Consider the following 23,087-nt stretch of genomic DNA (forward strand, 5'->3'; position numbering starts at 1 on the left):
AAGGGGAGAGCCTTGGCAGGCTCTCCCCTTGTTTTTGGTCTATGGACGGGCGCTTACTGGGCCGGAACGGCTTCCGGCGGGATGGGCGCGCCGTGTTCGGGGCCCGCGGGCAGGGTCTGCACGGCGGGCGCCTCCTGCACGGGTTCGGCAGGCTGCGCGTTTTCCGCAGGCGCGGGCGTGCCTTCCGCGGGAGCGGGGGCCGCAGCCTCCTCGGCCGGGGCAGCCTGCGTTTCCGCAGGAGCGGCGGCATCAGTCGCGGGAGCGGTGTCTTCCGGCGTTTCCGGAGCCTGGGCGGCTTCAGCCGGAGCAGCGGCCTCAGGGGCCGGGGCCGCTTCAGCAGCTGCCGCATCAGCAGCGGGCGTTTCCGGTGCGGCCGTTTCGGCAGCAGCTTCGGGGGTCGCAGGAGCCGCGCTTTCCTCAACAGCGGCCGGAGCGGCAGGGGCAGCGGCGTTCAGGGGCTGGGCGGCGGCGAGCTTGAGCTCGGCATGTCCGGCCAGCTGGGGAGCCAGCCACAGGTGGGCGGGCTGGGCCAGGAGGATGGCGAACAGGGTGCAGACCAGCAGGGAGCCGCCGGGCCAGGCGCGGCGGGTGAAGCGGGCCAGCAGCACGGCAAAGACGATGCACAGGCCGCCCAGGACGGGCAGGGCATCCAGACTGGTCAGCAGGGCCTCATACTGCTGGGGGATGGCCAGCGAGGTGGACGTGCGGAGCCATTCCAGCGCCACGGGGAAGTGCAGGGCGGCCAGCAGCATGCCCGCATGCAGGAAGAGCAGGGCGATGACCAGATAGAAGAACTTGCTGCCCAGGCTGCCCATGCGGACCAGGGCGCGGCCCAGCAGGATGGCCAGCAGGCAGAGCGCGGGCGTGGCACCGGCAAGACCGGAACCCAGCAGGGACAGGGGCAGGGAGAAGAACAGGGCGATCCAGAGGAAGGAACTGCCGCTGTTTTCCTTGCGGCTGGCCCGCAGGGTCTTCCAGCTGGTGGCGAACACGCGGCCCCAGTTGACGCCGGTGACCACGAAGAGCCAGGGCAGGAGGCCGAGCACGGCCAGCGCCGGGGCCAGCCACCAGAAGGCGGGCAGGGGCCAGGGCAGGCTGATGAACTTGCCCGACACGGCCTGGGCGTAGCCTTCGGCCTGCACCCAGAAGATGATGGCGGCGGCCCAGAGGGTGCCCAGCAGCAGGAGCAGGAGGAAGCCCGCCAGCGCGTCCAGACGCTGGGCGCGACGGATGCGCCAGGTCCAGAACAGGTGGACGAGGCTGGTCAGCAGGGGCAGGATCAGGAAGACCAGGCCGCCGGTCAGCGCGGCCAGACCGGAGGTCAGGAAGGCCAGCGGCAGGGAGATCCAGGCGTGTTCCTTTTTCCAGCCCATGCAGAAAAAGGCCATGGAGAGCAGGCACAGACCGGTGGCCAGCCCCTGCGGGCCCATGAAATGCGCCAGCTGCGGGAACAGCAGGCTGGAGAGCAGGATCAGGCCGGAGGCCAGGGCGGCCTGCGGGCCGAAACCGGCGGCACGGCTCAGGGCCCAGGTGCCCCACAGACAAGCCAGCCCGCCCAGAGCGGCGCCCGCCGGCCAGACGAAGGCCGAAAGCTGCGGCACCATGCGGGCCACCAGGTCGAGGGCGGCCAGCATCCATACGAAGACGGGCAGCTGGGCATCACCGTTATGCAGGGGCGCGAACCACTGTCCACTGGCCAGCGCTTCACGGACGGTATCCATCAGTTTCATTTCCGGCGGGCAGTACAGACCGCCGGTCAGGAAGGTGGGCCAGAGCTGGCAGGCCAGGAGCAGGAGCAGGGCCAGGGGGCCCATCTTGGCCAGTACGGCAAAGGCCTTCTGGGCAGGCCCGGCTTCCAGCACGGCCACCGGCGCGGCAGCAGGCGCGGCGGGAGCGGCCGGGGCTTCTGCCTGCGGGGCGGGCGCCTGGCCTTCTTCCGGCAGGGGAGCTGCTTCGGCTGCCGGGATCTGTTCATCCATCGCAGCGGGCTGCATGGTGGCCAGACCGCGACGTCCGCTGCGGGGCGCTTCGGCCATGGCGGCAGCCGCGGCGGCATCGGCAGCGACGTCCTCCGCAGGGGCTTCGCTGCCGTCGGCCTTTTCTTCGGCGGTGACGGCAGGCTCGGTCGCGGGTACGGGCCGTGCAGCCTCGGCAGGGGCCGCAGGCGCTTCCCCGGCTTCCATGCTCAGGGGCGCTTCGGGCGTATGGTCCGCGGCAGGGCTTTCCACCGGCGCGGCAACGGGCGCGGCGGGAGCGGCCGGGGCGCCCTCAGCCTGCACGGCCTCTGCGGCGGGCATGGGGATGGGGACCTCTTGCTGCGGGGCGGGCGCCGGTTCCGGGGCCACAGACGCTGTGCCGGGGGCCGGGCTCTTCTGGCCGTCGGCAGGGGCGGGGCGGCTTACCCGGGCCCGGGCCTCTTCATCCAGCTGGGACCAGGGCGTCATGCCCATGGGGATCTCCTCTTCAGGGCAGGCCAGCTTGCTGGCGGCATCGGGATTTTTTTCTGTCATGATGGCTCCTTGGGCGATGCGGCGGCTCCGACCAGATAATGCCGGGCAGAACGGCCGTTCAGGGTCACGGTCAGACCTCCCCGGACAGCCAGGGACGTCTGTTCAACGATATCTTGCGCTGCCCCGGAAACGGGCAGGGGGATGCGAAAGGTGGCGCTGTCGCTGCCGAAGTTGGCGGCCAGCACCCAGCAGCTGCCGTCAGGCAGACGGGTGACGGTGGCCAGAGTCCCGGCAGGGCCGCTGACCACGCGCAAAAGCCGGCCCCGGGCCACACCGGAGACGGCGCGGGCATGCAGCAGCCGCGCCATGATGCTTGCCGGGCTCCGGGGCAGGCGCAGCTCTTCCGAAAGCGGGCCAAAGGCCAGGGGCGCGGGCTCCACTTCTCCGGCTGCGGTCTCCGGCTCCAGAAGGGGGACGAGACCGGCGCTGGCAGCCGTGCCCGGCGTGGACTTGGGCAGGGGCAGGGCGCCCTGCAATTCCTGCGGGCTCACGAAGGCCAGACCGGGCAGGCCCACACGCCAGGCAAGCAGCAGCAGGCAGGCTTCTTCCAGTTCCGTGTCGCGCCGGTCGCGGGCGGGAACGGCATCGGGCTTGCGCCCAAGGGCTTCCCGGGCCAGTCCGGCGGGCGTGGTGGGCCAGAAATATTCGTCGTCATGCAGGCCGGCAAGACGGCAGGCACGCTGGAACAGGGCCTCGCCACCGGGCAGGTCGCGCAGGGGACGCCAGTCCACGCCCCGCCACTGGTGCAGACCGCGGGCCAGACCTTCCTGCCGGACACCGCTGTTCATGGACTGGCGCAGTAATGAGGCCAGAGGCGCGGCATCGCCGGTGAGCAGGGCATATTCGGCGGCGGGGCTGGTGACGGTATCGCGGGTCAGGTCCACGGGGGCCCGCTGGATAAGGGGCGTCAGCGACGGGGGCAGGATGTCGGCCTGCATGGCCCAGCCGCCGTAGCGGTGGATCTCGCGGGCAAGGGCATCCAGGGCCTCCAGACCGGGGGCCAGCTGGTCACGGGGGGAGGGAACTCCGCCGTCGGGCGGCACGTCCAGGCCCATGATGGCTTCAAGGTGCAGCCCGGCCAGGGTCTGCTGCTGCAGGCCGGTATGGCGGATGACGGCGGCGGAGAGCACGCGCCGGGCCTGTCCCGAGGGATCCTGCCAGAGCAGCACGGGGCGCAGCACGTTGCCCGCATAGCGGTAGAGCCAGCGCCGGGGCTTGCCGTCGGCCCCGCGCACTTCGCCGGTGACGGCCCAGCCGCCGGGCGTGGCCCAGGGCAGGCTGTCGCGCAGCAGGGCCGGGGGCAGCAGGCCCTTGTCGGTGAGGGCGCGGCATTGCCGGGCGTTGAGGGGGAGGCATTCCCATTCCTGGGGCGAGGCGGGCAGCGTGCTCCAGAGGGAGGAGGGGGCCTCCATCATGGCGTACAGACCGCTGAAGCGGCTGGCGTGGCGGGCCTGGAGGAAAAAGTCCGGGCCCAGGCCTGTGGCGGCCGGGGGCAGGGAGCCGCCCAGCTGGAAGCCGCTGGTGGCGGCACGGGCGTTGAGCCGGGCGAACTGTTCGTCATCGCCGCTGCGGGCGTCGAAGGCCAGGGACGTGGTGCCCGTGCCGAAATCGGGGCGGAGCTGGTTGTGCCAGAGGGCGCCCTGTTCCTGGGACGGGGACAGGTAGAGGCCGGAAAAGCCCATCCGCCGGAAGGCTTCCAGGGTGCCGGAGCGGGCCAGGGACTGCATGGCCGTGGCCTTGCCCCGCAGGGTGTGGGGATTGACCTCCAGCCAGCAGGGGGCGGCGTCCAGCAGCAGGGGAAGACGGTCATTGCTGCCGCTGTTGCCCCACAGGCGTTCCGAGCCCGAGACCTCGGCGGCCAGGTCGTCGGCATTGCCCAGCATGGACTGGCGTTCCAGCCACTGGATATAGCCGGGATCGGCGCGCAGCAGGCTGCCGGGGGCCCTGTCGGGGCGTTCCGTCCCGGACAGGAGCATCGGCTTGCGGCCGTGCGGGCCCATGACCTCCTGCGAACAGGCGCAGAGCAGCAGGGCCAGCACGACCGCCAAAAGCCGCCAAAGGGCAAAGGTCGCTAATGGGCGGCCTTTTCTTCTTCCTTGGCCGCGTTCCACAGCTCGTCCTTCTCATCCAGCGACAGGTCGGGGAAGTCCTTCCCCTGCTGCCGGGCCAGTTCTTCCATGCGGGCAAAGCGGCGCAGGAAGCGGGCCGTGGCCAGGTCCAGGGCTTCGCTGGCCTTGATGCCCTTGCGGCGGCCCATCTCGGTGATGCTGAAGATCAGGTCGCCCAGTTCGTGCTTCTGGGCTTCGGCGTCGTCCCCGGCGGAGGCGTCCAGCCATTCCAGCCATTCGGCTTCCACCTGCTGTTCCACTTCTTCGTCCTCGGGCCAGGTGAAGCCCACGCGGGCGGCCTTGGAGTGGATGCGGTAGGCCTTGGTCAGCGGCGGCAGGCTGGAGGGCAGGGAGTCGAACAGGCCCTGGGGCTTGCCTTCGGCGTCGGTGTGCTCGGCGCGCTTGATCTTTTCCCAGGTCTTGAGCTGCTCGTCCAGATTGTCGAAGGTCACGTCACCGAACACATGGGGATGGCGGCGCACCATCTTGGCCCGGTTGTTGTTCAGGGCGTCGTCCAGGCTGAACTGGCCGCGCTTCTGGTACAGATGGGCCACGAAGAGCAGCAGGAAGGCCACGTCGCCCAGTTCTTCGCACACGTCGGCCGTGTTGCCGGAGCGGATGGCGCTGACCAGCTCGTGGCTTTCCTCGATGAGGTATTCGGTCAGGCTTTCGGGGGTCTGCTCCTTGTCCCAGGGGCAGCCGTTCTCGGCATCGGTCAGCCGTTCGATGACGGCCTGCAATTCTTCCAGAGCGCTTTTCATGAAACAGTTCCTTGTGGAGGGTTAAAGTCCGAAACGGCTGATGAGGTCAGGCGGCAGCCAGCCGCGCACCTGGCTTATCAGGGAATTGAAGTAGGGCAGGGCGCGCGAATGGCGCAGGAACTCGGCATCGCCGAAGAGCTTTTGCAACAGCAGCAGGACCACGGCGCAGAGCAGCACGCCCTTGGCCAGGCCCAGCAGGCCGCCGGTGAGCTTGTCGATCCAGCCCACGAAGGAGAAGGCCAGCAGCTTTTGCAGCAGCCGCGCCAGCAGGCCCACGGCGATGAGCACGCCCAGGAAGAGCAGCACATAGCTGGCGATGTTGCGCCAGGCCGGTTCGGTGATGAAGGTGAGGTGCGGGGCCAGCACGGTGTGGAAATGGTGGGAGACCCAGAAGCCGCCCACGATGGAGATCAGCCCGGCGACCTCGCCCACGAAGCCGGTCCAGAACCCGCGGGCCGCGAAGGCCGTCAGGACCAGCACGATGATGACGTCGAAAATATCCTGTCCCATAAGCTTCCTGTAGGAAAAGATCCTCCTGCGGCCGACGGGGCGGCAGGGTCGCGGGGCGCCGGGATCTCCGGCAGCCTGCGGCGGGCCGCATCCGTGCGTGCAGGTACGGGCGCAGCATAGCAAAAGGGGGGGCAGGACACAATCCGTCCGTCTGTACAGATGGGGGCCGATACGCTATGCTTGCGGGATGGATACGCGATTGGGAAACTTGCTGGAGCAGGCCGGACTGGCCTGCAACAGTACGGAAGCTCCGGCGGCGGAGACCGCTCCCGGAGCCGAAGAGGAAAGCCACGGCCTGACGGCCTACACGCCCTTCATCTCCGTGCGGGCCTGCGGCCGTTTGTGGCGCCTGCAGCGCGCCGCCGACCTGGAGACCCTGTGGAACGCCATGCTGGACGATCCGCAGAACTTCGAGGACGAACGCCTGCCTTACTGGACGGAACTGTGGCCGTCCAGCATCGCCCTGTGCCGCTGGCTGGAAGAGCGCCGCGCCGAGATCGCCGGGCGTCCCTGCCTCGACCTGGGCTGCGGCCTGGGCCTCACGGCCATGGTGGGCCAGTGGCTGGGCGCGCAGGTCATCGGCATGGACTATGAGGAAGAGGCCCTGCACTTCGCCAGCCTCAACGCCCGGCACAACGGGGTGTCCTCGCCCCTGTGGACCGTCATGGACTGGCGGCAGCCCGCCGTGCGGCCCCGCAGCATCTTCCGCCTGTGGGGCGGCGACATCATGTACGAAAAGCGCTTCGTGGCGCCGGTGATGCACTTTCTTTCCCATGTGCTGGCCGATGACGGCGCGGCCTGGGTGGCCGAGCCCGGGCGCGGCGTGTACGAGGCCTTTTTGCAGGCCCTGCACGGCGGCGGTCTGGAAGGGCGGCGCGTGTTCACCGAGCGTGTGGAACCCCTGTATGCCCAGCCTGTGCCCGTCACGGTGGCCGTATGGGAGATACGCCGCCGCGTCCGGCCCGCGTAGGCCCGGATCGTGGGCCCTGGAGCCCTCCCGCCCCGGTAGCCTGCGTGAGGGGCTTGTCCCCGCAAGGCATGCGGCAACATGCGCAGGCAGGGGCCTTTTGTATCCCTTGCCGCAGCGGCCCGGCATGACGGGCGCGCACCTGTGGCCGACATCCGGCCTGTCCGTCCCTTTCCAGGCACGTTTTTTCGTGAAAGGCGCCGCTCCGGCGGGCAGGGGCGGGGAAAGGCCTCTGGATTTTCAGGAAGATTTTGCTAGATTCACCACCGGGCACCGCCGGACGGTGTCCCGGCCGCATGAGGCGAACAATGGGAAAACTGACACGTTTTGGTGTTTCTCTGGATGAAGAGCTGCTGGAACCTTTCGACGCCCTGTGCGCCGTCAAGGGCTACAGCAACCGCTCCGAAGCCATCCGTGACCTCATCCGCAAGGCCCTTGTGGCCGAGGAGTGGCAACAGGCCGACGGCCAGGGCGCAGGCACGCTGACCCTGGTCTATGACCATCACAAGAACGACCTGGCCCGCCGCCTGACCCAGATGCAGCACGACGAGCATGACATCATCATCGCCACCCTGCATGTGCATCTGGACCATCACAACTGCCTTGAGGTGCTCATCCTCAAAGGCGAGGCCGCCCGCGTGCGGGCGCTGGCCGACAAGCTCATTTCCTGCAAGGGTGTCAAGCACGGCACCTTCAGCGGTACAACTACAGGACAGGATCTCGCATAATGGAAGACGTGCAACGCCATGCCCCCAAGGTTCCCATCAATATCGACCGCGTCGGCATCCGCGGCATCACCGTGCCCCTGCTGGTGCGCGACCGCGCCCAGGGCAGCCGCCAGACCGTGGCCCGGGTGGACCTTGGTGTGGATCTGCCCGCCTCGTTCAAGGGCACGCACATGAGCCGCTTCATCGAAGCGCTGGAAGAATGGAACGACGAAATCAACTACCAGTCGGTGCGCCGCCTGCTGGCCACGGTCAAGGAACGTCTGGAAGCGCGCCGTTCCTATGTGCGCTTCTGCTTCCCCTATTTCGTGCACAAGCCCGCGCCCTCGTCGGGCATCAAGAGCATCATCTCGTATGAATGCCGTTTGACCGGCGAGCTGGACGAGAAGGGCCAGTCCTTCCTGCTGGAAGTGGACGTGCCCGTGATGACCGTGTGCCCCTGCTCCAAGGCCATCAGCCGCGAGGGCGCGCACAGCCAGCGCACCATGATCCATCTGGCCGTGCGCATGTCGGGCTTCAGCTGGATCGAGGAATTCATCGAGATGGCCGAGGCTTCGGGCTCGTCCGCCGTCTACACCCTGCTCAAGCGCGAGGACGAGAAATACGTCACCGAGCACGCCTTCGCCCAGCCCACCTTCGTGGAGGACGTGGTGCGCAACGTGGCCCAGCGCCTGACGGAGCACGAGCATGTGCGCTGGTTCCGCGTGGAAGTGGAGAGCATGGAATCCATCCACAGCCACAACGCCTTTGCCTGCATCGAACGCGACCTGCGAACGCAGGACGAACAGGCCTAGCCCACACCTGAGGAAGCCGGGAGAGCCCCGGCTTCCTTTTTTTACACGATACTGCGGTCAAAAAATTTTCCCCAAAAAGTTTTTTACACTTGACAGCAGCCTGTGCTAATACTCTCAAGCCCAAGTTTCGTATGGCCTTGGGGCAGGGCAGGCTGTCCGGCCGTCGTCCTGTCCCCCTCAGGGACTGTCCCTTTGCCGGCGGCATGCGGGGCTTTTCCCTGCCGCCCGGGCCCTTTCCCCCGTTTTTGGTTGCGATTTCTTACCCCGGAGAAAGCATGCGTCTTGTCCCAAGACTGCTGATACCCCTTGCCATGGGCCTGCTGGCCCTGAGCGCCGGTTGCGCCTCCCATTCCGGGTCCGGCTCTTCCGGTTATCCTGAAGAATCCTGGTATGCGCAGCGCCAGCGCGCGGCGCAGGAAGCCCGCTTCCGCCGTTCCTATGAAGCCGTTTTCGATGAAAGCGCCGAGGAGGGCGGTCCCCGGCAGGCCAAGGCCGTGCAGGTGGCCCGTTCCGCCATCGGTACCCCCTATGTGCCCGGCGGGCGCAATCCCGGCGGCTTCGACTGCTCCGGCCTCGTCCAGTGGGCCTACAAGAGCGTGGGCATCAACCTGCCGCGCACGGCCCGGGAACAGTCGGCCGTAGGCAAGCGCATCACCCGCGTGGAAGACATGCGCGCCGGTGACATCGTGGCCTTCCACCATCCCCGCCGCGGCTACCACACCGGCATCTATGTGGGGGACGGGAAATTCGTCCACAGCCCCCGTCGCCGGACGCGCGTGCGCATCAACAGCCTTGACGACCCGTATTTCAGAACTACCTTCATGGGAGCCCGGCGCGTGGAAGGCAGCGACGCCTTCAGTGCTGAGGAACTGCGCATGGCCGCCTATGCCGAAGAGCAGGCCGTGCGCGAGATCTCGCACAGCCGCAGCAAGAGCAAGGCCGGTGTCAGCCAGAAGAGCTCGCGGGACAAGAAGAGCAGCGTCAAGAAGAACAACAGCCGCAGCAAGAGCAAGAGCAGCGTCAGCCGGAAGGGCAGCAGCAAGAAGAGCAGCGTCAAGAAAAGCAGTCGCAGCAAAAGCAAGAGCAGCAAAAGCAAGAGCAGCGTCCAGAAAAAGAGCAGCAGCAAGAAAAGCTCCGGCAAGCAGGGACGCAATACCAAGAAATAGTCCGTCCTTTCGTCCGCAACGGGAGGGCGGCATGACCCGGGCCCCGGGCCCGGCATATACGGGAGTCGATCATGCTTCCTCTCATGAGCCCCCAGGATGCCAAAAGGAAACTGGAAGCCGGCGAGATCCGGCTCGTGGACATACGCGAACCTGATGAAGTGGAGTCCCTGCGCATCGAAGGCGCGGAGATCGCCCCCCTGTCGGTCATCCGCTGGCAGGATTTCCGCCCCGTGACGGACAAGCCCGTGGTCTTCACCTGCAACTCGGGCCGCCGCACCAAGAACAACAGCGACCTTCTGGAACAGCTGGCCGCCGGTGAGGCCTGGCAGATGGAAGGCGGGGCCACGGCCTGGGACAAGGCCGGTCTCCCCGTGGTGCGCAGCCGCCGCAGCCTGCCCATGTTCCGCCAGATCCAGATCGGCGCGGGCGGCATGGTGCTGCTGGGCCTGGTCCTGAGCCTTGTCTGGCCCCAGTGGCTCTGGCTGAGCGCTTTCGTGGGCGCGGGCCTGGTCTTTGCCGGGGTGACGGGCTTCTGCGGCTTGGGTCTTTTGCTGGCCCGCATGCCGTGGAACAAGAAATAGTCTCCGCGCAGACAGATTTTCCCAAAGGGGAAGGGCGCTCCTGTCAGGGGGCCCTTCCCCTTTCGTTCATATCCTTCATGATACACAGACGGCCCGTACGGGCGTTTTCGGAGGCGGCATGACCATCCCCTGCGCACTGCCCCGCAGCCTGCAAGCCTATCGTTACCATCCTGCGCCGTCAGCCTCTTCCCGTCCCGTGCGGGGACGGCTGGCCCCCAGCCCCACGGGCTACATGCATCTGGGCAATGCCTGGGCCTTCCTTCTGGCCTGGCTGGCGGTGCGCAGCGCCGGAGGGTCGCTGGTCCTGCGCATGGAGGACATCGACCCCCAGCGTTCGCGTCCCGAATATGCCCGGGCTCTGGTGGAGGATCTGCGCTGGCTGGGGCTGGACTGGGACGAAGGCCCGGCCGTGGACGGTGCCATCCCGGACGAGGGCGACATGGCGGAGCAGGGCCCGTGCGGCCCCTATTTTCAGAGCGCCCGCGCGGCCCTGTATGATGCGACGCTGGATGCCATGGATCGTGCCGGGCTGGTCTATCCCTGTTATTGCACCCGCAAGGAGCTGCGCCAGCTGGCCGGAGCCCCCCATGTGGATGATGCCGGGGCCCCCTATCCAGGTACCTGCCGTCATCTGAGCCCGGAAGAACGGCGTCAGCGCGAGGCCCGGGGGCGGCGTGCCTGCCTGCGTCTGCGCTGCCCCGAGGGACGTTTCCATTTTCAGGACGGCCTGCTGGGTGAGCAATCTTTCACTCTGGAGGACTGCGGCGGCGATTTTGCCCTGCGCCGTTCCGACGGCGTGGTGGCCTACCAGCTGGCCGTGGCCCTGGACGACGCCCTGATGGGCATCACCCAGGTGGTGCGGGGCCGCGACATACTGACGTCCACGCCGCGCCAGCTGGCCCTGCTGCGTCTGTGGGGCTTCGAACCGCCCGCCTATGCGCACATCCCGCTGCTGCTGGACGGACAGGGGGAGCGGCTGGCCAAGCGCCATCAGAGCCTGGGGGTGCGCGAGCTGCGCCGCCAGGGCGTCGCGGCGGCGGAGATCGTGGGCGTGCTGGCCCGTCTGGCAGGCCTGCGCCCGGACATGCGACCGCTGGCGGCAGCGGATCTGCTGGCGGATTTCCGGCTGGAGCGCCTGCCCCGGCAGGACGTCTGCCTGCGGGACCTGCCCTGTGTGCCGGACTGGCTGCGGCCCCTGTGCCTGCCCTGCTGACGGGCGGATTTGTCTTTTATGAAAAAAAACGCTATCTTTAGCTTTTGAAATTTTCTTGCCCGTTGTCGGGCTGGAGGCAATATGAGCAAGGTTCTTGATAAGGCCTTTCTTGAAAGTGTGTTCCCTCCGGAACGCACTGAGGCTTTTTTCGACGCACTGTTCGGCGGCGCTGAGGAAGGCGCTTATGACATCGTTCTGGTCTGCCGCTCCGAAGGAGAAGGGAAGGCGGAACTGGCCTTTGAGCTGCATCAGCGTCCCGGAAAATGTCTTGCCTGCAATCTGACCTACGGACTGCCGCAGGTCTTCCAGCGCCATCCCATCCTCAATGTGGCGGGCGTGGCCCGTGCCGTGGCGGAAAAACTGGGTTGGCCCGGCGAAAAGGTCCGCTGGTGGCTGGGCCATACCGAGGAAGTCAGCCGCAGCCTGCACGTCATCCTCCTGTATCTGGAAAGGACTGCGGACTGATCCCGGGGCCGGGCATATTTCCGCTTGACAGTCCGGCCATATTTTGACACAACAAGCCGTCCGCCAGCTTAGCTCAGTTGGTAGAGCAGCTGATTCGTAATCAGCAGGTCAAGAGTTCAAGTCTCTTAGCTGGCTCCATAAAAAATAAGCCCTTACGGAAATCTCCGTGAGGGCTTTTTTTGTGCCCATGCGACATCTTCCTGCCGGGCCTTTCTGTGAGGTATCCCGGCAGGACGGCAAATGATCCATCTTTTGCGCATGGTCATGACGCCAGATCTGGCCGGGAAAATGCCCGGTCAGCACGCCAACGAAACGACATTCCGGTTCAGACTATTCCCCGTTTGCCTTGGCGCATGACACGCCGTCCTGCGCCTGCTGTCGTGACCGGCAGGGACACTCGCGGCAGGCCCTGGTGGAAAGCGTGGATATGTTCGGTGCTTTCCTCACTGTCTTTGGACGGCAGGGACCGCAGGTGGAAAAAAGTGCTTGAAAGATGAAAAACAGAAACGGTTGTTTATTATAATCGGTCAATGATACACGCAGGATAACAAAAAAGAACAAAGAATTTTCACATGACCCGCGATCTGGAACGATCCCGCAGCAGGATGGGGCATTCACTGCCGGACAGTGTCATTTCAACCCTGAGAGGTACGTCATGCCAGTGTGTCCCACCTGCGGTTTTCCGGGAACGATCTATAAATGTGATGTTTGCGGTGATGTCCGTTGCAACGGCATACGGTGAGCGCCGGAGGCCAGCGCGGTGCCTGCGGTACCACCAAGAGCCCCTTTGGTACGGCAAACCGGCTGTGCCCAATGGCCGTTGCCATGTCTGCCGCAAGGGGAAGTACAGAAAGATCTAGCGTTTACCGGGGCTCCGGCTTGCGGGCCGTCGGTGAACAATGCCGCATCCGGGAACGAGAGGTGCCGTGAGGTGCGCCGTCGTGATGGTGGCAAACGCTCCGCCTTGGCGCTATCTTTGTTCCCGGACAGGCTGTCCAGGGCTGGAGGGCTGGTCTCTGCGGCCACGTCCAGCTTTTTTTCTTTGAAGTGCGCCATCCCGGGGATGCAGCCTCCCTGCTGGAGAAGAACGGGCAGGACGTTTCCATGAGGCGCCGTGTATCAAGGAGATCGATCATGCTGGGAGCCATCATCGGTGACATGGTGGGCAGTCCTTACGAGTTCCATCCGTGGCAGGGGGCTGCGGAGGCCTTTCCTTTGTTTTCTCCCCGTTCCCGCTTCACGGACGATACGGTGATGACCGTGGCCGTGGCCCGCGGGCTGATGCAGGCCTATGGGCAGGAACAGGCCTGCCGGGAGGCCTTCATCGACGCCATGCACGAATATGGCCGTGCTTACAGCCGGGCGGGCTACGGTCAGCGTTTTTTTCGCTGGATCGTCACAGGCAGCCGCGCGCCGTACAACAGTTTCGGCAACGGTTCGGCCATGCGCGTCTCACCCGTGGGCTGGGCCTGTGACAGTCTGGAAGAAACGGAACGCTATGCGGCCCTGAGCGCCTCCGTGATGCATGACCATCCCGAGGGCATCAAGGGGGCCTGCGCCACGGCCGCAGCCATCTTCCTGGCCCGGGACGGGGCCGGGCGGGATGCCATCCGTGACTATGTCTCTTCCCGCTACGGGTATGATCTGGCCCGCAGCCTGGCCGAGATCAGGCCCGCGTACCGTCATAAGGAGAGCTGTCAGGAGTCCGTCCCCGAAGCCATCATCGCCTTTCTGGAAAGCCGTTCCTTCGAGAAGGCCGTACGCAATGCCGTCTGGCTGGGCGGTGACAGCGACACGCAGGCCGCCATCGCCGGGAGCATAGCCGAGGCTTTTTACGGCGGTGTGCCGCAGGAACTGCGGGAGGCGGCACTGGCCCGCCTCGATGACCGTCTGCGCGGCGATGTGGCTGCCTGGTACCACTGGCTGTCGGAGTACAGGGGCATCCGGCTTGACAGGAAGGCCGATCCTGTTCAGGAACAGAAGACAGCCGTATCCGCAACAGGGAGGGACATCATGGAGATCATGCCGAAAGCCGGGATGACAGGGCAGTGGGAAACGACGGTGGAAGAAGGCCTGCTGGCCGCGCAGGTGGGCAGCGGCGAGGTCCGGGTGCTGGCCACGCCCATGATGATCATGGGCATGGAACGGGCCGCCATGGAAGCTGTGCGTCCCTGCCTGCCCGAAGGCATGACCAGCGTGGGTACCCGTGTGGACATCAGCCACATGGCGCCGACCCCCTGCGGCATGAAGGTGCGCTTTGAGGCGAAATTGACGGCGGTCTCGGCCAACGGGCGCGGTCTGACTTTTTCCGTGGCTGCCTATGACGAGGTCGGCACCATCGGAGAGGGGACCCACGAGCGCGTGGTGGTGGACAGGGAAAAATTCCAGAGCCGGGCTCAGACCCGTGGCGGTCAGGGCTAGCACAGACCGTCAAACCGGACAGAAGTACCGGTGCAAAACAGGACGTTACTGACAGGGAGGGGCAGAGGCTCCTCCCTGTTTTTTGTTCCAGGAGAGAAGGGGCGGCTCGGTGTATCTTGCGCGGGAAAGTGTGGTTTCCTGGGGAATAAGGCTGCTCCTGTCTCGTCCTATCTCTGGGCAGGTATCTTCAGCAGCCTGCAGTGCGGACAGGATGCCGGTGCGCAAGGCAACGCCAAGGGATGAGAAGAGGCTTGCCCGCACGTCTGGGGAAGGGTAGGCTCTACACGTCCTTCTGCGGGAGGAGAAAAAGCGCAGGCAGCAGGAGGAAAGCGGTCTGCCGGCGGCCAGGCGGAACCGTTCCGGGCCTCTGCCTTGGGCCAGCCCTGACCTGCAAGCTGTGGCGTCAGATTTGCCCTTTGTCGCGATATTGCGTACTTGTCTGGCAGCCGTCCTCTGGTCGTGGATGCCGGGGCGGATACGGCACGGCAGCCATCTGCCCTGTGCTGCATAGCAATGCTTCGAGGAGGCACCGTTGTTTTTTATCGGATCACTGACCTGCCTGAGCATCTTTCTGGCCTGGCGTCTGGCTGCACCCTGGTGCGCCCCCTTCCTGGCGGTCTGCGTGACAGCCCTGCTGCAGGTCCTCGCGGCCATGGGGGGCGTGTATCATGAAGTCCGCCTTGCTGTGGCTGTCCTCTCCTTCCTTTCCCTGCTGCCTGTCTGTCTTTCGCTGTTCACCGCGGGGGCGCCGCGGCGGCGCTATATGTGGACGGCCGCTCCCTCCTTGCTCTTCGCGGGCCTATTGCTCCTGTTCGCCTGGCATTATGCCGGGGCCAGGCTCGTCTATTGGGACGAATACTTCTGGGGGGGCTTCGTCAAGCATCTGGTGCAGGAAAACAGCCTCTGGGCCTGGGGCTCCGTCCTGCCCCGCCATGATTCGGTGCTGCTCTATCCCCCCATAGTCACCATCCTGCAGGCCCTGCTCCAGCCCATGGGGACGTTCTCGGAGCCTGCCATAGCCCTGGGCGAAGGAGCCGTCCTGCTTTCTGCCACCGGTGTCGTCATCCATCTGGCCCGGGAACGAGGGCTTTCGTTCTGGCCGGTCTGCTTCTGCGCTCTGCTGACGTTCGGCCTGCTGCGCTCCCTGGGCACCCCGGTACGCTTTTTCTCCTACCTGTTTGGCTATGCCGAGAGTCTGCAGGCCGCCTTGTTTCTTGTCCCCGCACTGGTTCTGGTCTTTGCCGGGAATACGTTCCTGACGCGTACGGTATTGTTCCTTGGGCTGCCGGTTCTGATCCTGTGCAAAGTGACGGGGTGTTTGCTGGTCCTGTGCATCCTGGGCACCACGGCAGTGGTGACCTTTCTTGTCGCGCCTGCAGGGCAAAAGTTGCGCCAGACAGGGAGGATGCTTGTTCTTCCGGGAGGGGCCTGCCTTCTTTTTTGGGGGCTCTGGCGCTGGTATCTGCAGATCCATATTTTGCAGCACGTTCCCCAGCTTTCTGCCAGGATGGCGAATGCGTTTGATCCGGCTGTCGTGCAGCTGGTCATCTCCAAGTATGTCCAAGCATTTTTCCTGACGGATCTTTTCGCCATCCCGTATGTCGGGGATCTTCCCGTCGTGACAGGGACGGCATTTCTGTTGCTCCTGAGCGTGTACTTTATTGTCAAAAAGGATGCGAAAGGCCAACGATGTTTCCGGGGCAGCCAGTATGTTGCTTTGGGGATACTTTTATGCGGCTTCTTTTGCTGGATGCTGGCCCATGCCTATGTGACCATCATGTATATGACCCCGGAAGAGCAGGGACGAGCCGCGAGCTATGAACGTTATATCGCTGTGGCCATCGCTCCGTTCCTTGTTGCCGGCCTTATGGCGGCTCTGGAGTCCGGCATGCGCTGCCGTCCCTTTTTGACACGACGCATCGTCAAGGGAGGCATATTCCTTCTGGGAACTGGTATGGCCCTCTTTTTCTTCATGCGTCCTGTGGGGTTGCCGGCCAACATGGCAGAGATGGATCAGGCGGCCCGGATCGTGGCCCGGGCGTCGGCCCCAGGGGCCCGGTACTGGCTCGTGGTAGGCCAGGAGAAGTACCTGTACGGGAATGCCTGCCAGTTTTATCTGATGCCGGACAGACAGGAAGCCCCGGTGGAAAATGACATCGTATTCAATCCCCATGATACGCCGGAGACGGCCCTGCTCGGCGGCAGGTTGCCTGCCGACCTGCGGGCCACGGCCCGACGGCAGAAGGTGGATTATCTGCTCCTGTGGCGCGTCCCTGCCGACTTCGTGGCGCGTTACGGCAAGGAGCTGGGTTTGTGTGAAGGTGAAGCGTTCCCGCTCCTCCTGCGTCTTGATGCCTGGCGTGAAGGGGAACGGGAGCTGCCTGAAAAGATCGTGTTGCCGGCAGAGCTTGGCCGGTAATGAGGGAGATGCGGTACGGCCGTGTCCCCATCGAGGGGAAATGCTATGGAACAGACCTGTGAACTGACTATCCTGATGCCCTGCCTGAATGAATCCGAGACGTTGGCCACCTGCATCATGAAGGCCAAGGCCTATCTAGAACGCTCCGGAGTCGACGGGGAAGTGCTGATAGCGGACAACGGCAGTACGGACGGGTCCCAGGAGATAGCCCGCGGCCTGGGGGCCCGGGTGGTGGATGTGGCGCAGAAAGGGTATGGCGCGGCCCTGCTGGGGGGGATCGCTGCCGCACGCGGCAAGTACACCATCATGGGCGATGCCGATGACAGCTACGATTTCTCCAGCCTTCAGGTCTTTGTGGACAAGCTGCGTCAGGGCGTGGATCTGGTCATGGGCAACCGCTTCAAGGGCGGAATCGCTCCCGGGGCCATGCCGCCGCTCCATCGCTATCTGGGCAACCCGGTCCTGAGCTGGATCGGTCGTTTGTTCTTCCGTATCAGCATCGGCGATTTCCATTGCGGTCTGCGTGGGTTCAACACCGAGGCTATTCGGCACTGCGACCTGAAGACCACCGGTATGGAGTTCGCCTCCGAGATGGTGGTCAAGGCCTCCCTTTACGGCCTCAGCATGGCCGAGGTCCCCACCACGCTGGCCCAGGATGGCCGCAGCCGTCCGCCGCATCTGCGTACCTGGCGCGATGGCTGGCGCCACCTGTGCTTTTTGCTGACCTATGCGCCGCACTGGCTGTACATGTATCCGGCGCTGGCCCTGATGGGCGTGGGCCTGCTGGGCGTGCTGCTCCTGCTCTCCGGTCCGCTGTCCGTGGGCAGTGTGACCTTTGCCAACAAAAGTTTCGTGACCTTTGCCATGCTGCTCATGCTGGGCATGCAGGTCATGGGGCTGGGGGTCGTGGCGGCCGGGCTGGCCGGTACGCATCTGCCGGGTCGCGGCGTCAGCCTGCTGGCGCGCCTGGCCTCCCGTGACAGGCTGGCTTTCGTGGCGCTGGCCTTTCTGGTGCTCTTCGTATCCAGCTATGGCTATTGTTTTTCTGCATGGTCCAGTGCCGGTTACGGGGATATGGCATCGCCCTTCGTGGACAATCTGAGCATCCTTGCCATCGTCTTCGGTGCCATGGCTGTTTTTTCCTTCATGCTGGCCTTCATCATCGCTGTGTGCAAGGAATTCGGCATGCGGCACTGATCCTGCCGCCAGAAGCTGTATGAAGGGGAGAACGCGGACGGAGCTTGAGCGGGCTTTGTCTGTCATCTTAAAAACAGGTAATAGATCAAGCATGAAATACTGCGCTATCTTGCTGTGCTGCTTCCTCTGGGGAGCCGTGCCCGTCCTCGCTTCCCCCCTGGGGGCGGACAGTTTCTTCACGGTAGACATCCCCGAAGGCTGGACCATCGAGGCCCAGGACAAAGGCTCCGTGACCATGCTTTCCCCGGATGCCGGCATCATGGTGAGCCTGGTGACAGGTCTCAACGGTGCGCGCAGCCGTGCCGATATCGTGGAGGAGTACCGCAAGATGCTGGACGCGCCGGATGTCCGGCCCCGGGCCGATGATGTCTACGAGATGCAGGGCCATGCGGGGAACATCCCCATGCGGGGCGTGCTGGCTCTGGGAGCTGACCGGCATGTGCTCGTCCTGCTGGCCGGGAAGGTGGATGATGCCCAGGCCCAGGCCATTGTGGATTCGCTGGCCCTGAAAAAATAGACTGCTTCCGTACCGCTTCCTGCTGGGGCGGGACAGCGATCGCAGGCGCAGGAGGACTGCTCTTGACGGGCAGGAAAAGACCGTTTGGCTAAAAAGACCGTCGTCCGTGGGATGGCGGTCTTTTTTTATGGCAGGAAGACCCATGTGCGGCTGGTTCCGTCAGGTGGCGGCCCGTGGGAGAGAGGGCGGGCTCGGGCCCGGGGCATGTCTGCTGCTGTCGCCATGTACAGGAGGACGTGACGGGCCTGAGGAAAGGGCCGCAGGGGCATCCGTGGCCGGAAAAGCCGCTGTTCTGCGGAAAGGCGGCTCCCCGGCCCCTTGTGGGGCGTGTGTAATGGGTATATGCTCCAAAGATTCCGCCTGCCTCTGGCGTGAGCAGGCGCACCGTTTTTACAAGGGATGTTTTCCATGTCGAATCATAGCGAGTACCTGAACAAGGTGTTGTTGAGCCGGGTCTACGACGTGGCCGTCGAGACCCCGCTGGATGAGGCCGTGAGCCTTTCCCGCCGCCTGGGCAACCGCGTGCTGCTCAAGCGGGACGACCTGCAGCCTGTGTTTTCCTTCAAGCTGCGCGGCGCCTACAACAAGATGGCCCGTCTTTCTCCCGAAGAGCTGCGCCGCGGCGTCATCGCCGCCTCGGCCGGCAACCATGCCCAGGGGGTGGCCCTGGCCGCCCGCCGTCTGGGATGCGAAGCCGTCATCGTCATGCCCGTGACCACGCCCGCCATCAAGGTGGATGCCGTGCGCCGTCTGGGCGGACAGGTGGTGCTGTTCGGTGAGTCTTTCAGCGATGCCTGGCGGCATACGCTGGATCTCATCAAGGAGACCGGCTACGTGTTCATCCCGCCTTTTGACGATCCCGATGTCATTGCCGGACAGGGCACCATCGGCATGGAGATCCTGCGTCAGCATCCCGACCCCATTCACGCCATTTTCGTGCCCATCGGCGGGGGCGGACTTGCCGCCGGCGTGGCCGCCTATGTGAAGAACCTGCGGCCCGAGATTCGCGTCATCGGCGTGGAACCCGTGGACTCCGACGCCATGCGCCGTTCCATCATGGCCGGGCATCGTGTGGAGCTCAAGGACGTGGGCTTGTTCGCCGACGGCGTGGCCGTGAAACTGGTGGGCGAGGAGACCTTCGCCCTTTGCCGCGACCTGCTGGACGACATCATCACCGTGGACACGGACGCCATCTGTGGCGCCATCAAGGATATCTTTGAAGATACCCGCGTGGTGGCCGAACCGGCCGGTGCGCTGGCCCTGGCCGGTCTGCGTGCCTATGCCCGCGCGGGCAACCTGCGCGACACCACCCTGGTGGCCGTGGTCAGCGGCGCCAACATGAATTTCGACCGTCTGAGCCATGTGGCCGAACGGGCGCGCTTCGGTGCCAACCGCGAAGCCCTGCTGGGCGTGACCATCCCCGAGAAGGCGGGCAGCTTCCGCCAGCTGGTGCAGGCCATCAGCAGCCGCAACATCACCGAGCTGTGCACCCGCTTCGCCGACCCGGTCAACGCCCATGTGCTGGTGGGCATCGACATCAAGAACAGCGACGAGGTGGCCTCCGTGCTGGAAGACCTGCGGGCTGCCGGTTTCAGCGCCTGCGACCTTACGGACAACGAGCTGGCCAAGCTGCATCTGCGCCATATGGTGGGCGGCAACGCGCCCCAGGTGCACAACGAGCGCCTGATCCGCTTCTTCTTCCCCGAGCGGCCCGGCGCCCTGCTCAATTTCATGGACGCCATGCGCGTGACCTACAACTTCACCCTGTTCCAGTACCGCTACCACGGGGCGGACTTCGGCCGCGTGCTGCTGGGGGTGGAAGTTCCCGAAGAGCGGCGCGAGGACTTCGAGGAGTTCCTGGCCCGCGTCGACCGTATGGGCTACCCGCATGTGGATGAGACCGACAACCCGGCCTACAAGATGTTCCTGGGCTGGCATCACGACAACTAACTGATGCCGGTCTGCACGGACAGACCATGATGCTTGTCGGGAGGCCGCTCCTTCGGGGGCGGCCTCCTGCTGTTCACAGGCCCCGGAGATCCCGGCGGCAACAAGGAGAGCACGGGAGGGCTGAGAGAGATCCGACAGCGCGGCTCCTTTGCGGACAATCGGGAGGCCTGCATCGGCCCTCCCCGGGCCGGGGGAGCTTTCTCCGCCTGTCCCTGCCTTCCGGGCCGTCGTCATTGACAAGCCGGGACAGTTGGCCGAACATGGACAAAACCGGTATCGTCAACTTTTTACCGTCTGACAGGACGCTATGATTCGTATTCAGGAAATTCTCGACAAGGTGGCGGCCAACAACCATGATGCCAATCTGGAGCTGATCCAGAAGGCCTATGTGTTCGCCGCCACAGCTCACGCGGGGCAGACGCGCCTTTCGGGCGAGCCCTATCTGTCCCATCCGCTGGCCGTGGCCTATACCCTGGCCGACATGGGTTTTGACGAGCCCACGGTGGCGGCGGGCCTGCTGCACGATACGGTGGAAGACACCGGCACCACCATCGAAGAGATCGACGACAAGTTCGGCGAAGACGTGGCCGACATCGTGGACGGTGTCACCAAGATCAGCATGATCGTCTTCGAGAACAAGGAAGAGGCGCAGGCCGAGAACATCCGCAAGATGATCCTGGCCATGAGCCACGACATGCGCGTGCTGATGGTCAAACTGGCCGACCGCCTGCACAACATGAGCACCCTTGATTTCCAGAAGCCCCACAAGCAGCGCCGCATCGCCCAGGAGACCATGGACATCTACGCGCCCCTGGCCAACCGTCTGGGCCTGTACCTGCTCAAGCGCCAGCTGGAGGACCTGAGCTTCAAATACCTGCGGCCGGACATCTACAACCAGATCGACCACTGGCTGGACGCGCATCAGGTAGTGGAAAAGCAGATCATCGAAAAGGTGGTCTCCCTCATCCAGGATCTGCTGGCTTCCAACGGTCTGGAAGGGCAGGTCTACGGGCGCATCAAGCACAAGTACAGCATCTACAAAAAGATGCAGTCCCAGTCCCTGACCCTGGACGAGATGCACGACATCATGGCCTTCCGCGTGCTGGTCAAGGACATCCGCGACTGTTACGCGGTGCTCGGTCTGGTGCACTCGCAGTGGAAGCCGGTGCACGGGCGCTTCAAGGACTATATCTCCATGCCCAAGGCCAACGGCTACCAGAGCCTGCATACCACGGTCATCGGGCCCGAGGGCGAGCGCATCGAGATCCAGATCCGTACCGAAGAGATGCACCGGCAGGCCGAACACGGTGTGGCCGCGCACTGGTTGTACAAGGAAAAAGGCCGGGTCAACTCCAAGGACCTGGAACAGTTCTCCTGGCTGCGCGAGATCTTCGAGCGCCAGGGCGACGAAGCGGACTCGCGCGAATTCATGCATTCGCTCAAGCTGGACCTGTTCAAGGACGAGGTCTACGTCTATACCCCTGCCGGTGATGTGAAGGAACTGCCCGAAGGCGCCACGCCGCTGGACTTCGCCTTCCACATCCACAGCAAGGTGGGCCATCATTGCGCCGGGGCCAAGATCAACGGCCGCCTCATGCCGCTGGGCACGCCGCTCAAGAACGGCGACATCGTGGAGATCATCACCGATCCTTCGCGCAACCCCAATCGCGACTGGCTCAAGATCGTCAAGACGGCCCGCGCCCGCAGCCGCATCCAGCGCTACCTGCGTACCGAGGAACGCGCCCATGCCCTGGCCCTGGGCCGCGACATGCTGGAAAAGGAAGGCCGCAAGGTCAACCTCAATGTGGCGCGCGCCCTGAAAGACGGCCAGCTGGCCATCGTGGCGCAGGAGATGAACTTCGAGAACGTGGACGAGCTGGTGGCTTCGGTGGGCTATGCGCATATCACGCCGCGCCGTGTGCTCAACAAGCTCTATGCCGTCCTGCATCCCGATAATGCCGCAGCCGCGGAACCGGCCACGCCCACCATCAAGGAAAGCAAGGAAGCCGCAAAGCGCAAGAGCGACGGCGTGGGCATTTCCGGCTGTGACGGCGTGCTCATGCGTTTTGCCAAGTGCTGCAACCCGGTGCCGGGGGACCCCATCATCGGTTACATCAGCCGCGGCATGGGCGTCACCGTCCACCGTGCGGACTGTCCCAATGTGGCCAATATGGAGCCGGAGCGCCTCATCTCCGTGCATTGGGACGGCGAGGAGGAAAAGCCCTACGAGGCCGGTATCTTCATCCTGGCCCAGAACCGCAGCGGCGTGCTGGCGGGCATCGCCCAGCTCCTGGCCTTGCAGGGCATCAACATCACGGCGCTGTCTTCGCGGGCGCTGGTGGACGGCCGGGCAGAACTGCGCCTGACCGTGGAAGTGTGCAACGCCACCCAGCTCTATGATGTCATCGAGGCCATCCGCGGCCAGTCCGGCATCCTCGAAGTGGTGCGCGATACCGAAGAAGCCTAGCCCATCCCGCCCGGCTGCCGTGGCGCAGCCTTTCAGCGAACATACGCAGGGGACACCGCAAGGTGTCCCCTTTTTCGTGGGCCATCCCGCGACAGTTTTGGGCAACTATTTGCCAGGAGCAGGTCTGTACCCGGCAGCCGGGGCGGCGTATCCCGGTAAGCACAGGACAAAGGTCCGTTGCCCGGACGGGATCTGCCGGAAAAGGGCGGAGCCTTCCGGTCTGCATCGACGGGGAGCAGGAGGCATCTTTGCGTTGCGTTCCCCGGTATGCGGCAGCGGGCCGTCTTTCTCATGCCGGGGCATCCGGCACAACCGT

17 protein-coding genes and 1 tRNA gene are annotated in these 23,087 nt (G+C 64.8%); 14 read left to right on the forward strand and 4 right to left on the reverse strand.

Annotated elements, in window-relative coordinates:
• Positions 1-53 precede the first annotated feature (53 nt).
• From Q4I12_RS07485 to Q4I12_RS07500, 4 genes are read right to left on the reverse strand one after another with little or no spacing between them, the layout of a single operon-like run.
• Positions 54-2,510 (reverse strand): ArnT family glycosyltransferase, encoded by a 2,457-nt coding sequence (locus Q4I12_RS07485; RefSeq protein WP_302261238.1) that lies wholly within the window; start codon positions 2,508-2,510, stop codon positions 54-56.
• Complete coding sequence (locus Q4I12_RS07490) at positions 2,507-4,621, reverse strand: hypothetical protein (RefSeq protein WP_302261240.1); 2,115 nt, start codon at positions 4,619-4,621, stop codon at positions 2,507-2,509. Before Q4I12_RS07490 ends, Q4I12_RS07485 begins: the two co-directional genes overlap by 4 nt.
• Positions 4,582-5,379, reverse strand: coding sequence for a nucleoside triphosphate pyrophosphohydrolase (mazG, locus tag Q4I12_RS07495; RefSeq protein ID WP_168934459.1), 798 nt, complete (start codon positions 5,377-5,379; stop codon positions 4,582-4,584). Before mazG ends, Q4I12_RS07490 begins: the two co-directional genes overlap by 40 nt.
• A 21-nt stretch (positions 5,380-5,400) precedes the next feature.
• A complete protein-coding gene (locus Q4I12_RS07500) occupies positions 5,401-5,889 on the reverse strand; it encodes a CvpA family protein (protein ID WP_168934458.1) in 489 nt (162 codons plus the stop codon).
• A 187-nt stretch (positions 5,890-6,076) separates the two neighbouring features.
• On the opposite strand from Q4I12_RS07500, the gene Q4I12_RS07505 reads away from it, so the two are divergent.
• The 14 genes from Q4I12_RS07505 to Q4I12_RS07570 all read left to right on the forward strand — a co-directional run bounded on the left by Q4I12_RS07505 (position 6,077) and on the right by Q4I12_RS07570 (position 22,771).
• Positions 6,077-6,859, forward strand: a complete 783-nt coding sequence (locus Q4I12_RS07505) for a class I SAM-dependent methyltransferase (RefSeq protein WP_168934457.1) — start codon at positions 6,077-6,079, stop codon at positions 6,857-6,859.
• Positions 6,860-7,164: 305 nt separating this feature from the next.
• Positions 7,165-7,584, forward strand: coding sequence for a nickel-responsive transcriptional regulator NikR (gene nikR, locus Q4I12_RS07510; RefSeq protein ID WP_006006341.1), 420 nt, complete (start codon positions 7,165-7,167; stop codon positions 7,582-7,584).
• Entirely contained in the window at positions 7,584-8,375 is a 792-nt protein-coding gene (gene folE2, locus Q4I12_RS07515) for a GTP cyclohydrolase FolE2 (protein WP_006006345.1), read from the forward strand. The genes nikR and folE2 overlap by 1 nt, the downstream gene beginning before the upstream one ends.
• A gap of 275 nt (positions 8,376-8,650) precedes the next feature.
• Complete coding sequence (locus Q4I12_RS07520) at positions 8,651-9,541, forward strand: C40 family peptidase (protein ID WP_302261241.1); 891 nt, start codon at positions 8,651-8,653, stop codon at positions 9,539-9,541.
• A gap of 71 nt (positions 9,542-9,612) precedes the next feature.
• Positions 9,613-10,122 carry a rhodanese family protein gene (locus tag Q4I12_RS07525; RefSeq protein WP_297137540.1) on the forward strand — a complete coding sequence of 170 codons (510 nt, stop codon included), beginning with the start codon at positions 9,613-9,615 and terminating at the stop codon, positions 10,120-10,122.
• Between the two features lie 118 nt (positions 10,123-10,240).
• Entirely contained in the window at positions 10,241-11,335 is a 1,095-nt protein-coding gene (gluQRS, locus tag Q4I12_RS07530) for a tRNA glutamyl-Q(34) synthetase GluQRS (protein ID WP_297137539.1), read from the forward strand.
• A gap of 81 nt (positions 11,336-11,416) precedes the next feature.
• On the forward strand, positions 11,417-11,800 hold the full coding sequence (locus tag Q4I12_RS07535) for a hypothetical protein (RefSeq protein ID WP_302261242.1): 384 nt from the start codon (positions 11,417-11,419) through the stop codon (positions 11,798-11,800).
• A gap of 62 nt (positions 11,801-11,862) precedes the next feature.
• Positions 11,863-11,938: transfer RNA gene (locus Q4I12_RS07540), tRNA-Thr, on the forward strand.
• A gap of 996 nt (positions 11,939-12,934) precedes the next feature.
• Positions 12,935-14,221 (forward strand): thioesterase, FlK family, encoded by a 1,287-nt coding sequence (locus tag Q4I12_RS14015; RefSeq protein WP_302261243.1) that lies wholly within the window; start codon positions 12,935-12,937, stop codon positions 14,219-14,221.
• A gap of 532 nt (positions 14,222-14,753) precedes the next feature.
• Positions 14,754-16,640 carry a hypothetical protein gene (locus Q4I12_RS07550; protein ID WP_302261244.1) on the forward strand — a complete coding sequence of 629 codons (1,887 nt, stop codon included), beginning with the start codon at positions 14,754-14,756 and terminating at the stop codon, positions 16,638-16,640.
• A 45-nt stretch (positions 16,641-16,685) separates the two neighbouring features.
• Positions 16,686-17,837, forward strand: coding sequence for a glycosyltransferase family 2 protein (locus Q4I12_RS07555; RefSeq protein ID WP_302261245.1), 1,152 nt, complete (start codon positions 16,686-16,688; stop codon positions 17,835-17,837).
• Positions 17,838-17,928: 91 nt separating this feature from the next.
• Complete coding sequence (locus tag Q4I12_RS07560) at positions 17,929-18,354, forward strand: hypothetical protein (protein ID WP_297160093.1); 426 nt, start codon at positions 17,929-17,931, stop codon at positions 18,352-18,354.
• A gap of 408 nt (positions 18,355-18,762) precedes the next feature.
• Entirely contained in the window at positions 18,763-20,304 is a 1,542-nt protein-coding gene (gene ilvA, locus Q4I12_RS07565) for a threonine ammonia-lyase, biosynthetic (protein WP_168934453.1), read from the forward strand.
• Positions 20,305-20,611: 307 nt separating this feature from the next.
• Positions 20,612-22,771 (forward strand): RelA/SpoT family protein, encoded by a 2,160-nt coding sequence (locus Q4I12_RS07570; protein ID WP_168934452.1) that lies wholly within the window; start codon positions 20,612-20,614, stop codon positions 22,769-22,771.
• Positions 22,772-23,087 lie beyond the last annotated feature (316 nt).

The organism is Desulfovibrio piger (assembly GCF_951793255.1).
GTDB lineage: Bacteria > Desulfobacterota > Desulfovibrionia > Desulfovibrionales > Desulfovibrionaceae > Desulfovibrio.

Excerpts from the sequence above, each read along its gene's own strand:
- Q4I12_RS07485 (WP_302261238.1), bottom strand. The coding sequence starts at position 2,510 with ATGACAGAAAAAAATCCCGATGCCGCCAGCAAGCTGGCCTGCCCTGAA.
- mazG (WP_168934459.1), bottom strand. The coding sequence starts at position 5,379 with ATGAAAAGCGCTCTGGAAGAATTGCAGGCCGTCATCGAACGGCTGACC.
- Q4I12_RS07500 (WP_168934458.1), bottom strand. The coding sequence starts at position 5,889 with ATGGGACAGGATATTTTCGACGTCATCATCGTGCTGGTCCTGACGGCC.
- Q4I12_RS07505 (WP_168934457.1), top strand. The coding sequence starts at position 6,077 with ATGGATACGCGATTGGGAAACTTGCTGGAGCAGGCCGGACTGGCCTGC.
- nikR (WP_006006341.1), top strand. The coding sequence starts at position 7,165 with ATGGGAAAACTGACACGTTTTGGTGTTTCTCTGGATGAAGAGCTGCTG.
- folE2 (WP_006006345.1), top strand. The coding sequence starts at position 7,584 with ATGGAAGACGTGCAACGCCATGCCCCCAAGGTTCCCATCAATATCGAC.
- Q4I12_RS07520 (WP_302261241.1), top strand. The coding sequence starts at position 8,651 with ATGCGTCTTGTCCCAAGACTGCTGATACCCCTTGCCATGGGCCTGCTG.
- Q4I12_RS07525 (WP_297137540.1), top strand. The coding sequence starts at position 9,613 with ATGCTTCCTCTCATGAGCCCCCAGGATGCCAAAAGGAAACTGGAAGCC.
- gluQRS (WP_297137539.1), top strand. The coding sequence starts at position 10,241 with ATGACCATCCCCTGCGCACTGCCCCGCAGCCTGCAAGCCTATCGTTAC.
- Q4I12_RS07535 (WP_302261242.1), top strand. The coding sequence starts at position 11,417 with ATGAGCAAGGTTCTTGATAAGGCCTTTCTTGAAAGTGTGTTCCCTCCG.
- Q4I12_RS14015 (WP_302261243.1), top strand. The coding sequence starts at position 12,935 with ATGCTGGGAGCCATCATCGGTGACATGGTGGGCAGTCCTTACGAGTTC.
- Q4I12_RS07555 (WP_302261245.1), top strand. The coding sequence starts at position 16,686 with ATGGAACAGACCTGTGAACTGACTATCCTGATGCCCTGCCTGAATGAA.
- Q4I12_RS07560 (WP_297160093.1), top strand. The coding sequence starts at position 17,929 with ATGAAATACTGCGCTATCTTGCTGTGCTGCTTCCTCTGGGGAGCCGTG.
- ilvA (WP_168934453.1), top strand. The coding sequence starts at position 18,763 with ATGTCGAATCATAGCGAGTACCTGAACAAGGTGTTGTTGAGCCGGGTC.
- Q4I12_RS07570 (WP_168934452.1), top strand. The coding sequence starts at position 20,612 with ATGATTCGTATTCAGGAAATTCTCGACAAGGTGGCGGCCAACAACCAT.